A 12,901-nucleotide genomic window follows, 5' to 3' on the forward strand; every position below is an offset into this window, starting at 1 on the left:
ATGGAGAGCAGAGTTGCATCCTGCAGTCGTGTGACAAAAGAGACACAGATCGAGATGACACTGAATCTGGACGGAACAGGAAAGACTGACATTTCTACTGGCATAGGTTTCTTTGACCATATGCTTTCCGGCTTTGCAAGACATGGACTTTTTGATCTGACTGTCAAAGTTACCGGAGATCTGGAGGTAGACAGCCACCACACGATCGAGGATACCGGAATCGTGCTGGGGCAGACCATTGCAAAAGCACTGGGAGATAAAAAAGGAATCAAGCGGTATGGACATTTTATGCTTCCGATGGATGAGGTGCTGGTGCTTTCGGCAATCGACCTTTCCGGAAGACCATATCTGAATTTTGGCGCCACATTTACCTGTGACAAATTAGGAGAACTGGACACGGAGATGGTGAAAGAATTTTTCTATGCTGTTTCCTACAGCGGTGCAATGAACCTGCACCTGAAAGTCCTGGATGGCGGCAACAACCATCATATGGCAGAGGCGTTATTTAAAGCATTTGGAAAAGCGCTTGATATGGCTGTATCCGAAGAACCACGGATGAAAGAAGTGTGGTCTACAAAAGGCAGTCTGTAAAAAGATAAAAGGAGTTTCTCGTATGAGTTATAAAAGATTGATTCCCTGCATTTTTATCCTTGGAGGGAAGGCGGTAAAATGGTTTGATGACCCGACAGTTGTATCTGAAGATGTGATCGCGCTGGCAAAAGAGTACAGCGATAACGGGGCGGATGAACTTCTGGTATTTGACCTGTCAAATACGGACCAGGATCATGATGAGTCCATTGAACTGATGAAAAAGATCAACCGCGTGATTCGGATTCCGATGGTTGCCGGAGGAAATGTAAAGCGGCAGGAGGATGTCAAGAAAATCCTCTACACCGGTGCAAAGCGTGCCATGCTGAATTTTTCAAAGCCGGATTCACAGAAACTGATCGAAGAGGTGGCAAAGCGGTTTGGAAAAGAGAAGATCGCGGTGTCACTGAATGACTTTGATGCATTATTTAAGCAGCAGCATCTGATCCAGACTTACAGTAGCCAGATTGTATTTATGCACCGTCTGGATCTGAATTCCGTTGTAAATATTACGGATATTCCGTGTGTGGTTGTGACCGATACACTGGAAAAGGAAGAGCTTTTTAAGATCCTGGAATGCCCGGGTGTGAAAGGACTTTCTGGAATGTATGTGAGTCAGAGAAAAATCAATTGTGCTGATTTCAAAGAAGAGTGCAGCCAGAAAGGAATTCGTATGACATCCTTTGAGAGTCTGATGGATTTTTCCGAATTTAAATTAAATTCCGATGGATTACTTCCGGTTGTTACACAGCATTATAAGACGTCCGAAGTGCTGATGGTGGCATACATGAATCAGGAGGCATTTGAAAAAACAGTGAAAACCGGACGGATGACCTATTTCAGCCGGAGCAGACAGAGTCTCTGGACAAAAGGCGAGACATCCGGACATTTTCAGTATGTCAAATCCCTGACCATCGACTGTGACAAAGATACCCTGCTTGCAAAAGTCGATCAGGTAGGAGCAGCATGTCATACCGGCAATCCGACCTGCTTCTTCCAGCCAATCGTAGGGGATCAGTATGAAGAAATCAATACGCAGCAGGTATTCGAGAGCGTGTATCATACGATCATGGATCGCAAAGAGCATCCAAAGGAAGGATCTTACACGAACTATCTGTTTGAAAAAGGTATTGATAAAATTCTGAAGAAGGTTGGAGAAGAGGCTGCCGAGATCATCATTGCGGCGAAGAATCCGAACCAGGAAGAAGTCAAATATGAAATGTGTGATTTCCTGTATCATATGATGGTGCTGATGGCAGAACGGGGGATCACCTGGGATGACATCATGGAAGAGATGGCAAAACGGTAAAAATTGCATATGTGAAAAGATGTGGGACATATACTGAGGTAGAGGTATATGTCCTTTTTGTTTGTCTGAAATTGGGAAAGAACTTTCTGGTAAATGAAAAGAACTACCTGCCAAAGGTGCGCACTCGCGCAAAGAAGAATGTTGCAAGCAACTGCGTTCGGTGTAGAATGCGCCGAGACACATTCATTTTAATTGGATGCTTTAGCAGAAGGGAGAGATTGGAATGAACGAATCACAGGAACGCCGCGAGGAGTTGCTTAGGATGTCACGTCAAAAATGGAGAAAAGGCAGCATCCCGGCGGTGCATCCAAGGTATCAGCATGTATACAGGGGATTATATGGAGAACATTCTTCAGAAGAAAATGGCGGAAGCAGTTTCTTTGCACGGATGTTTATCAGTTTCCTTATCTTTGGGATGTTTGTGGCGGCAGATTATACAGGAGAGAAAATCTGGAAATATACACCCTCGCAGATCGTGTCACAGATTGAGTACCAACCGGATATTATGACTGGGAACTGGTAAGAGAAGATAGGAAAGCAGTTCTATGGCGGAGACGGACTTGTAGAAAAAGGTGTAGAAAATACAATCCGCAATATCGGAGAGCTTGCAAAGAAGGGAATGCGTGAAACGGATAAGACGATCATCCAGATCATAACAAGGTAACTTATTGACAAAGTAATATGAACTGGAATCATAAATATAGAAATTGTGTATTTTTACTAAAAAAACACCACATATGGTTTAATTTATGCTATAATTAAAAATAATCAAATAAAAGATGAATGAAACCCCTAAATTTAATGTTTCATACATTTTATTAATGCAATTGTTAATGCAAAGAAGAATTTTTTGAAAACTTCAAAAATTAACATACAACTTATAGTCTATTTACGAGAGGAGGATCAATTATTGAAGTTTAGGAACAAATTTATAGCAAAAAGGATCGGGACAAAGACACTGGCAAGTCTTCTGGCATTTGGAATGGCTCTTGGTTCGCCAATGGCGGCATTTGCCGATGATGGGGAAACGGTCGTTGTAGCAGAGAATACAGTGCAGGCAAAAAAGACAGATGGATCGGAAGCATTTGTGAGTGTATCTGATTGTGTACGGGGAATGATGGAAAGCGGAGCAGTCAGGCTGAATAATGAAACCGGCTATCTGGAAGATACCTCGACTGGTCAGAAAGTGGATCCGGAGACAGGCGAACGCCTGACAGAGACACCGGATGTTCCGGAGACACCAGCCATACCGGACACCCCTGGAAATCAAGAAAATCCAGAGTCACCGGGAACCCCGGAGAATCCAGAAAACCCAAAGGTTCCGGAAAAACCGGACACTCCGGGAACTCCAGAGACACCGGAAAAACCGGACACTCCGGAAAATCCAGGGGCACCGGAAAAACCGGACACTCCGGGAACTCCAGAGACACCGGAAAAACCAGAAACTCCAGAAAAGCCGGATACTCCGGGAACTCCAGAGACACCGGAAAAACCAGGCACTCCGGAAAATCCGGATAGCCCGGATTCCGGCAAATCCGATTCAAAAGATCCGATTCAGACACCGGATACTGATAAGGCAGATTCTTCCGAAGACCGGAAAGATACAAAGACCGACCCAATTCCGGGAAGTGAGATCGACCATACACAGGAGATCAGCAAAGCAGAAGAAGCAGCCGGTCAGAACGAATCAAAAACTGCAGTCAGTAATTCTGAACTGATCAGCCGTCAGCAGATTGTGAAGCAGCCAGAGATGGTAGAGGATTTCCGTTTCTGGACTGTGGCAAGAAAATATGCATTTGCCAGAACAGCGATCAATGTACGGGAGGAAATTCCGGAAGCTGCAGATGGCAGGGCAGATACTTCCGAGGAAGCCAAAGAAGCAGAGCTTGAAGCGGCAAAAAAAGATGCAAAAGAGCTGAGAGCCGGATTTGATATAGAGAATCAAAAATACAACACGAAAAAAGTGAAACGTACAAAAACGACAAAAGGTGTAAAAAAATCTACACAGATCAAACTGACCGGACTCAACATTTTTTCATCAGCGAAATTAAAGACAGAGGCGTCGAATCAGACCAATCTGAAAGCTGGAAAAAGAGCTGAAGCAGCAAGGCAGGCTGAGAAGGATCTGCAGAAGCAGAAAGAAGAACAGGCGGCAAAAGTGACTGCTGACCTGGCAGCACAGCAGATGGAAGAAAAGGTCCGCTCGGTCGGAACGATTTCGCAGGACGGGCTTCTTTATATTTTGAAAGAAGAAGACAATGGCTGGTTGTATGTGGAATCCGGTAATGTCAGGGGATTTGTAAAGGCGTCTGAAATTTATACGGAAGATGCGGCACAGGAACTTCTGGATGTCTATCAGACACAGGCCAGGTTAAAAGCTTCCAAAGAAAACAAAGACTATACCGGAATCGAGGGAACCGCAAAGACGGCACAGGCACTGATAGATGCAAAAGATAATCAGGCATATACCTATCTCCGCGCGACGGTGAAGCAGACGGTTGCAGATAAAGAACCGGCACTGGTAAGCGATCAGCTAGATACCGATAAAAAAGGAATCTTGAATATTCAAGAAGAGAAGAATGCGGATTCCAGAGTTGTCGGAACAATGACAGCAGGAGAGCTCTGCTACATTCTCGCAGATGAGGATTCAGACTGGGTTTATGTAGAATCCGGAGATGTCAGAGGCTTTGCGGAAAAGAAGTATTTGAAATCAGACGCTGAAACCAAAGCACAGGTGACAGAAAGAGGAGCTGATGCCTATTCAATGGCAGAGGAAAACATGGATCCGGAAGATAATAAAGCTCTTTACTATACGCTGACTTCTACAAAAGAAGGAACGCCGAGTGGTGAAATCCGCCAGTCAATGATTGAATATGCATCCCAGTTTGTCGGTAATCCTTATGTGTGGGGCGGAACCAGTCTGACAAACGGAGCAGACTGTTCCGGATTTGTACAGCAGATTTACAAGGCTTACGGATATGATCTTCCGCGTGTTGCCGAGGATCAGAGCCAGTATGGGACCAAGATTCCAGTAGAAGACGCACAGCCTGGAGACCTGATCTTCTATGCAAAGAACGGTTATGTATATCATGTTGTGATGTATGCCGGAGATGGAAAGACCATCGAAGCTGCAAATGAAGATGTTGGAATTATTTACGGAACTGTTTACGACAAAGATGCAGTATGGGCGACCCGGATTCTGGACGATCATTATACTGTTGCAGGTGGCGGAATCGGAACAGTCAATGCGACAGAAGAGATGTACGGCGCAGATCTTGGCAATTTTACGATTACATATTACTGTGCATGTGAAATCTGCTGTAACAAAGCAGACGGGATTACAGCAACCGGAACCCCAGTCATTGAGGGACAGACCATTGCGGTGGATCCGAGTGTAATCCCTTACGGAACAAAAGTCATCATCGGCGGACATGTATTTACTGCTGAAGACTGTGGTGGTGCGATCAAGAAAAACCACATTGATGTCTATGTAAACAGCCATGAAGAAGCACTTGCTCTCGGCGTGACGAATGCAGAAGTATATCTGGTTAAATAAAAATTAAGCGAAGGATAATTTGTTCTTTCGGAGTTTATCTAAAGCCATAAAAACAGGGAAATGTTCTGACGTAAAATATGTCAGGACATTTCCTTTTTTTCATTTTACCAAAATATTTTCCGAAAGAAATTACTCTCTGAGTTTGAAAAATTTTATCAGAAATATTTTTAATGAAATATGGACGGTTTTGTCAAAGAGTAGTAAAATAAAAATGTCGCGTTTCGACTAAAAGGACTGCATTTTACAGAATTTGTAAGAAGGAGCAACAGATTTTGAAATATAGAAATATACAGGTAGCAAAAAGGACAGGAGCAAAAATTCTAGCAGGATTACTTGTTTTCGGACTTACTTTTAGCGCTCCGGCAACAGCTTGGGCGGCAGAGGGCGGTCTTACAGAGGTTACTTCTAATGAATCAGAAAATGGAGAAAAATTACAGGCAAAATCCATTGATGGGCGTGATACACTTACAGAAGTATCAGATCTTGTCCTGGAGATGATTCATAATGAAGAAATAAGATACAATGAAGAGACTGGATATCTGGAAGATACCGGTCTGCGTGATGCAGCGAAAACAGGATGGAAGGTTGATCCGATAACAGGGGATGAAGTAGAAGTAATCCCGGCTAACCCGGATGTGCCGGTTACGCCGGAGCAACCGACAGATCCGGCCAATCCGGATACACCACAGCAGCCTTCGGATGGCAATGTGAACAATGAACAGCAGCCTTCGGAAGACCAGACAGAAGGCTCAGAAGAAAACAAAGCGCAGGAGCAGGAAAAAAATGCGCAGGATAGCGAACACAAGATGACCAATGAAGAACTGGTCAAGAGACAGCAGATCGTCAGTCTTCCGGAATACGAAGAAGATTTCCGTTTCTGGACAGTTGCGAGAAAATATGCATTTGCAAAGACAAAGATCAGCATACGTGAGGCAATTCCGGAAGATATCAGTGGAGCCGTTGATACTGATCGGACAGAAAGTGATATTCAGGAAGCAACAGCTGATGCTAAAAAACTGTTTCATAAGGAAACTTCTGTAAAGGCGAAGAAATCAAAGACGAAAACGGAAAAGAAAGTACAGCTTAATACATTTTCTGCCGGGACATTAAAAAACACAGCAGACACTTCGGAAAAGAAGTCATCCTTAAACTCGGATACTGCCGTAGCATTGCAGGATGATACTTTAAATGCGTCCCTTGCATCCCGGCAGTTGGCCGAAAAGGTGCGTTCTGTCGGAGAAATTTCACAGGATGGACTTCTCTACATTCTGAAAGAAGAAAAGAATGGATGGCTGTATGTAGAATCCGGAAAGGTCAGAGGATTTGTAAAAGAATCCGAGCTTTATACCGGAGATGCCGCACAGGTACTGCTGAGTGGATACCAGAAGCAGGCAAAAAAAGCTGCAAAAAAAGCCAAGAGTGCATATACTGGAATCGAAGGGACAGCATCTCTTGCAAAAGAAACGGTTCCGGCAAATGAAAATCAGGCATTTACCCATGTACGTGCAACCGTAAATCAGACACTGGCTACGAAAAAATATGCACTGGCAGATGCATCAAAGTCGGATGGAACTGTAGCAATCCAGGAAGAGGCAAATGGACAGTCACGTGTGATCGGAACCATGTCCCAGGGTAATCTGTGTTATATCCTTGCGGATGCAGAGAAAGACTGGATCTATGTGGAGTCCGGGGATGTCCGAGGGTTTGTCTCTAAAGAGGCTGTTCAGACTGGAGATGAAGTAAAAGCGCAGGTAGAAGCAGCAGGCGAAGGTGCTTACCAGACAGCTACAGAACTGATCGCACCGGAAGATAACCAGGCACTTTATTATAGTTATGCTTCTGTAAAGCCGGGAACACCGGGGAATGCGATCCGCCAGGCAATGCTGGATTTTGCCGCACAGTTCATTGGCAATCCTTATGTATGGGGCGGTACAAGCCTGACAGAAGGGGCGGACTGCTCCGGATTTGTACAGCAGATCTATAAGAATTTTGGCTATAATCTGCCAAGAGTAGCCGAAGATCAGAGCCAGTATGGAACCAAGATTCCGGTTGAAGACGCACAGCCGGGGGATTTGATTTTCTATGCAAAAGATGGTTATGTCCATCATGTTGTGATGTATGCAGGAGACGGAAAGACCATCGAAGCTGCAAATGAAGACCAGGGAATCATTTCCGGAACGGTATATATTCCGGAAGCTGTCTGGGCAACCAGAATCCTGGAAGAAAATTATAATCTGGAAGGCACGGATGTGAACGAACAGAACGCTACAGCCGAACAGTATGGAGACAGTATTGGAGAGTATACCATTGATTATTATTGTTCCTGCGAGACTTGCCGTGCGAAGGCAAACAAAGTCAAAGCAACCGGAACTCCGGTTGTTGAAGGGCAGACTATTGCGGTTGACCCGGATGAGATTCCGTATGGAACAAAGGTGATCATTGACGGACATGTATTTACTGCTGAAGATTACGATACTTCCGGCAAAGAAAAACATATCAGTATCTATGTCAATGAGCATGAGACTGCACAGAAGCTGAATGAGAAGAAGGCAGAAGTACATCTGGTGAAATAAAGACAATCAAAAAAAGAAATATTAAACAAGAAAAACTTCGGATCACTGGCGAAAATCCAGAATATCCGAAGTTTTTTGCATGTCTACACTATTCAGACAAGTCATTCTCCCGGCTAATGTTTGATCTTTTTCAGTTTTTCATTGTCTGCCTGACATTCGGTCGGGGAAATATGATACATTTTCTTAAAAGCACGAAAAAATGAAGAATAGTCTCCAAAACCGGACTGGACAGCAACCGTTTTAAGCGGAACATCCTGCCGGATCAGCGAGACCGCAAGTGCCAGCCGTTTCTTTAAAATATACTGATGACAGGTCGTATTCAGTTGTTTCTGAAAAAATTTGTTCAGACTGCTCTTGCTCATATGGAAAGTACGCGCCAGATCCTCCACACCGATTTCTTTCAGAAAATGCTGATCCAGATAGCGGACGATCTGATTGGTCTGATCGGATTCGATCTCAATAAATTCGTTGGAATATTTCAGGGCATAGTTAATGACTTTTACCAGAAGACAGGTGGATGCACCACAGGCATAGGTTTCAGAAAGCTCCCCATAAGAAGCATATTCCCGGTAAAAGGTTTCAAATTCTTCCTCAAAATTACACAGCTTATTGGTAGTATGAAGAAGATGAGGTGTGTCAATATTGAAAACAGATTCCTTAAGGGCCGGAAGCTGGCTTTTCAGATTGGAAATATATGATTTTTCCAGCCATACAGTGATAAAATCATAATAGTTTGCAACGAGATCACTGGAAGTAAAGTAGTGTGGAATATCCGGTGGAATAACCAGAATATCGCCATTTGTAATAAAATGCCGTTTCTGGCCGATGCGGAACAGAAAATCTCCGCTTTTACAAAAGCTGATCTCATAAAATCCGCTTTTGATCATGGAAAGATCTTCCATCAGATATCCTTTGTGGTGCGTGCATTTTACATGGCGCAGCTGACGTTTGCCGGACAGCTGCATTTCAGGGCTTTGCTCATATAATTTTTTCATTTATAAACCTTTCATGTTGAATAAAATTTAACAAATCTTTTGTAATCATTATACAATACACATTGCAAAAAAGGTAAAAGAAATTGTAAAAAAGTTATATTTTTTACTATAGATAAAAGCAATAAATTGTTAAAAGATACAAAAATAACGGGAAATCAACGTTTTCTGGAATTATTGATAAACGATAGCAATAAGTACAAAAATTGATAGAAAAAAGCAATTTGCAAAGAAAAAAACATTTTGGTAGTATTTTTGAAGAGTTGTTAACGAGGGGATACACAGACAGAACAACTTAAGGAAAATACAATGGAGGAAAAAGGAAAATGAAAAGAAGAGCACTCGCATTATTGTGTGCAGGAATTTTAGCAGTCGGTATGCTTGCCGGATGTGGTGGAAGTTCTGACAAGAAAGACAGCAGCGCAAAGACAGAAGACACGAAGAAAGAGGCAAAAAGTGATGGGACTTTTACAGTTGCATTGAATTATATGCCAACATCTCTGGAGCCAAGTACAGCCAGTGATGACCAGACCTCTCTGGTTCGTCCGATCTTTGAACCATTATTTGTAGAAACAAAGGATGGAATCGAATATTATCTGGCAGATAAGCTTGATATTTCAGAAGATGCCAAAACATACACCATTCATCTGAATGAGAAAGCAAACTGGAGCGATGGCGAACCGGTTACTGTAGATGATATCTTATTTACAATGAATTATGCCGGAAGAAATTCTGGTGGAAAATCTTCTTATAATACAATCAATAAACAGGAAGTTGTATTTAACAAAAAAGATGATAAGACACTGGAAATTGTCCTTCCTGAACCATATGCAACTTATACAGCAGCAATTGGCAGAATGATGATTTATCCGTCACACGCATTTGACAATGATTATACAAAAGTAGAAGGAAGCGGATACTTTAATTCCACAGATATGGCTACTTCCGGAGCTTACACGGTAGCAGAGATCAATGATGACAGTATCGTATATACTGCACGTGATGATTATTACAGAGAAACACCGAGCGTTAAGAAAGTTGTTATGAAGACGATCGGTTCCGGAAGCACCAAACAGGTTGCATTTGAAAACGGAGAAATCTCTTACATGAGAATTACAACTCCGGAAGAACTGAAAAAATATGAAGGTGACGATAATTACAATATCAGCTCCTTCTCAGAAGCAAGACTGAATTACCTGCAGATCAATCCTTACGGACCTGCAAAAGACAAACTTACAGAAGATGCAAGAAAAGCGATCTTCCTTGCAATCAATGCAGATGAGATCATCGATACCGCATACGGAAGTGACGAACTTGCAACGGTTGCAAACAGTCTTCTGACACCAGATCAGTCTCTTTACAACAAAGACTGCAAAGGTTACGAGCAGGATCTTGAAGAAGCAAAGAAACTTGCCAAATCTTCAGGAATCGAAGGAACAACTCTGAAATATGTTTACAATGCAGACCGTCCGAACATGGAAGAAGTTGCAACAGTTCTTCAGCAGCAGCTCGCAGAAATCGGCGTAACGCTTGATGTAGAAGGTCTGGATTCCAACGCATTCTTCCAGAGATTCTTCGCAATTATGTTCCAGTCAGGGGAAGAAGATCAGTGGGATCTTGGTACAAATGGATGGGATTCTGAGCGTGGAAGCAGTCTTGGACAGGCTTACAGCTACATCAACAGCAGCTCCAAAGCATGGGGATTCAGTGATGAAGCCGGACAGCTTGCAGCAAAGGTAAACGCAGCAGCAGACAAAGACGAAGCAAAGCAGCTTGCAAATGATCTGCAGGATCTGACTTTATCAGAATACTGGGAATACCCACTTACTTACACCAATTATGTGATGGTATCTCAGAAAAATGTAACAGGTCTGGATGCAGTACCGGTTGTTCCGGAATTCGTTGATTACCTGAAGATCAAAGTAGACTAATTATATTGTATTTTAGCAGACGAAGAGGGGCTGAAGCACAAGATGACCTTTGTGCCGGTCCCTCTTTTAAAGGAGAAAAGAAATATGGCAAAATATTTCGTAAAGAAAGGGATTCAGCTGATTATTGTCACGATTTTGATTTCTTTTTTCTCATTTGCCGTGATCTATGCAGCACCGGGAGATATTTCCGGTATGTATTTGAATGAACAGATGTCAGATGAGGAAAAAGAAGCAATCAGAGAGAATCTCGGACTTAACAAAAGTATGCCGGAGCAGTATTGGGGATGGGCAAAAGAAGTGCTGAAAGGAGATTTCGGAATTTCTCTTGCAAACCATACTTCCGTATCTGAGCAGATCATCAAGCGTCTTCCGGCAACCCTGCAGCTGATGGGAGCCGCATTGGTTCTTTCTGTGCTTCTGGCAATCCCACTCGGACTCTGGTCGGGATACCGCAAGAATACCTGGATTGATAATATCATCAGTGGACTTTCCTATATTGGTATGTCAATTCCGTCTTTCTGGCTTGGAATGGTGCTGATCATTGTGTTTGCGGCGAAACTTCATATTCTTCCATCATCAGGTATGCATTCGGTGGGAAATGAATCGTTCCTGGATACGGTGAAGCATATGATCATGCCATGTATCACCCTGAGCCTTTCCAACCTGGCAGTCTTTATCCGCTATATCCGTTCTAATACGATCGGACAGCTTGGAGAAGAATACGTTCTTGCAGCAAAAGCAAAAGGAACGACAGGTGGAAAACTTTTAAAAAGACATATTTTGAAAAATACACTGCTTCCGATCATCACATTGCTTGGAATGAATCTGGCATCCATAGTCTGTGGATCGTTTATCATTGAAAGTGTTTTTGGATGGCCGGGAATAGGTACCCTTGCAATGACTGCGATCGGTGTCCGTGATTATCCGGTGATTATGGCATACGTCATGTTGTCCGGAATTATTCTGGTTGTCGGTAACTTTATTGCAGATATTCTGTATGCATTTGCAGATCCGAGAATCAAGAGGGAGGATATGGCAAATGACTGATACTAGATTTAAACGAATTGAAAAAAAGAAAACCCAGGAGTTGATTTCATATGATCACAGTGTGTGGAAAGATATCAAAAAAGAGCTTTTTTCCAATAAGATTGCACTGGTGAGTATCGTCATTCTCCTGATCATTATCATAGCTTCCATTCTGGCACCGCTTAGTCCATATGATCCGAATAAGATCAATGTTGCTGAAAAACTGCAGGGAATCTCTGCAAAGCATATTTTCGGGACAGATGAATACGGAAGAGACTATTTTACCAGAGCACTTTACGGAGGACGTATTTCTCTTACGGTTGGTTTTTGTTCGATGATCATGACTGTAATCCTCGGAACGGCAATCGGTATTACTTCTGGATATTTTGGTGGAAAAGTGGATATGTTCCTGATGCGCTTCACCGATATTTTCCTGGCACTTCCGAGTATGCTTCTGATGGTTGTACTGAATACGATCTTGCGTCCGGGCCTGTTTACTCTGATCGCAGTACTCAGTCTTTTTTCCTGGGCACAGGTGGCGAGAATTACAAGGGCGGAAACCATGTCTGTCAAAGAAAGAGATTATGTGACCGCCGCAAGGAATCTGGGAGCCGGAAGTTTCCGGATTGCAGTGGAACATATTGTACCGAATATTATGGGACCGGTCATCGTAGCGGCAAGCCTTGGAATTGCCAATGCGATTCTGATGGAGTCGTCCTTAAGTTTCCTTGGACTTGGAGTACAGATTCCAAGAGCTTCCTGGGGAAGTATGCTGCAGAGTGCGCAGGGACATATTCTGGATGCACCGAGACTTGCGGTATTTCCGGGAGTTCTGATTCTGTGTACAGTACTGAGTTTCAATTTACTTGGTGATGTCCTTAGAACCGCACTGGAACCAAAGATTGTAAAGTAAGCCTGGAGGATAG

Annotated in this window: 9 protein-coding genes; 8 read left to right on the plus strand and 1 reads right to left on the minus strand. The window is 43.1% G+C overall.

Annotated elements, in window-relative coordinates:
* The 5 genes from hisB to NQ556_RS07860 all read left to right on the plus strand — a co-directional run bounded on the left by hisB (nucleotide 1) and on the right by NQ556_RS07860 (nucleotide 8,026).
* Entirely contained in the window at nucleotides 1-591 is a 591-nt protein-coding gene (gene hisB / locus NQ556_RS07835) for an imidazoleglycerol-phosphate dehydratase HisB (RefSeq protein WP_008370558.1), read from the plus strand.
* Nucleotides 592-613: 22 nt separating this feature from the next.
* Nucleotides 614-1,897, plus strand: coding sequence for a bifunctional phosphoribosyl-AMP cyclohydrolase/phosphoribosyl-ATP diphosphatase HisIE (gene hisIE / locus NQ556_RS07840; RefSeq protein ID WP_008370557.1), 1,284 nt, complete (start codon nucleotides 614-616; stop codon nucleotides 1,895-1,897).
* Between the two features lie 223 nt (nucleotides 1,898-2,120).
* Complete coding sequence (locus tag NQ556_RS07845) at nucleotides 2,121-2,420, plus strand: hypothetical protein (protein WP_008370556.1); 300 nt, start codon at nucleotides 2,121-2,123, stop codon at nucleotides 2,418-2,420.
* A 387-nt stretch (nucleotides 2,421-2,807) separates the two neighbouring features.
* A complete protein-coding gene (locus NQ556_RS07855; protein WP_243426643.1) occupies nucleotides 2,808-5,453 on the plus strand; it encodes an NlpC/P60 family protein in 2,646 nt (881 codons plus the stop codon).
* Between the two features lie 272 nt (nucleotides 5,454-5,725).
* Nucleotides 5,726-8,026 carry a C40 family peptidase gene (locus NQ556_RS07860; protein ID WP_008370550.1) on the plus strand — a complete coding sequence of 767 codons (2,301 nt, stop codon included), beginning with the start codon at nucleotides 5,726-5,728 and terminating at the stop codon, nucleotides 8,024-8,026.
* Nucleotides 8,027-8,139: 113 nt separating this feature from the next.
* Here the strand turns inward: NQ556_RS07860 and NQ556_RS07865 are convergent, their stop codons facing one another.
* Complete coding sequence (locus NQ556_RS07865) at nucleotides 8,140-9,021, minus strand: AraC family transcriptional regulator (protein ID WP_008370548.1); 882 nt, start codon at nucleotides 9,019-9,021, stop codon at nucleotides 8,140-8,142.
* Between the two features lie 323 nt (nucleotides 9,022-9,344).
* Between NQ556_RS07865 and NQ556_RS07870 the strand changes: the two genes are divergently transcribed.
* The 3 genes from NQ556_RS07870 to NQ556_RS07880 all read left to right on the plus strand — a co-directional run bounded on the left by NQ556_RS07870 (nucleotide 9,345) and on the right by NQ556_RS07880 (nucleotide 12,888).
* Nucleotides 9,345-10,949, plus strand: a complete 1,605-nt coding sequence (locus tag NQ556_RS07870) for an ABC transporter substrate-binding protein (RefSeq protein ID WP_008370544.1) — start codon at nucleotides 9,345-9,347, stop codon at nucleotides 10,947-10,949.
* A gap of 84 nt (nucleotides 10,950-11,033) precedes the next feature.
* Nucleotides 11,034-11,996 carry an ABC transporter permease gene (locus NQ556_RS07875; protein WP_044998647.1) on the plus strand — a complete coding sequence of 321 codons (963 nt, stop codon included), beginning with the start codon at nucleotides 11,034-11,036 and terminating at the stop codon, nucleotides 11,994-11,996.
* The gene (locus NQ556_RS07880) at nucleotides 11,989-12,888 is read left to right on the plus strand and encodes an ABC transporter permease (RefSeq protein ID WP_195508925.1); all 900 of its coding nucleotides are present in this window, start codon (nucleotides 11,989-11,991) and stop codon (nucleotides 12,886-12,888) included. The genes NQ556_RS07875 and NQ556_RS07880 overlap by 8 nt, the downstream gene beginning before the upstream one ends.
* The last annotated feature ends 13 nt before the right edge of the window (nucleotides 12,889-12,901 follow it).

The organism is Coprococcus comes ATCC 27758 (assembly GCF_025149785.1).
GTDB lineage: Bacteria > Bacillota > Clostridia > Lachnospirales > Lachnospiraceae > Allocoprococcus > Allocoprococcus comes.

What these genes read in the sequence shown, in the direction of transcription:
- hisB (WP_008370558.1), top strand. Translation starts at nt 1, where the DNA reads ATGGAGAGCAGAGTTGCATCCTGCAGTCGTGTGACAAAAGAGACACAG.
- hisIE (WP_008370557.1), top strand. Translation starts at nt 614, where the DNA reads ATGAGTTATAAAAGATTGATTCCCTGCATTTTTATCCTTGGAGGGAAG.
- NQ556_RS07845 (WP_008370556.1), top strand. Translation starts at nt 2,121, where the DNA reads ATGAACGAATCACAGGAACGCCGCGAGGAGTTGCTTAGGATGTCACGT.
- NQ556_RS07865 (WP_008370548.1), bottom strand. Translation starts at nt 9,021, where the DNA reads ATGAAAAAATTATATGAGCAAAGCCCTGAAATGCAGCTGTCCGGCAAA.
- NQ556_RS07870 (WP_008370544.1), top strand. Translation starts at nt 9,345, where the DNA reads ATGAAAAGAAGAGCACTCGCATTATTGTGTGCAGGAATTTTAGCAGTC.
- NQ556_RS07875 (WP_044998647.1), top strand. Translation starts at nt 11,034, where the DNA reads ATGGCAAAATATTTCGTAAAGAAAGGGATTCAGCTGATTATTGTCACG.
- NQ556_RS07880 (WP_195508925.1), top strand. Translation starts at nt 11,989, where the DNA reads ATGACTGATACTAGATTTAAACGAATTGAAAAAAAGAAAACCCAGGAG.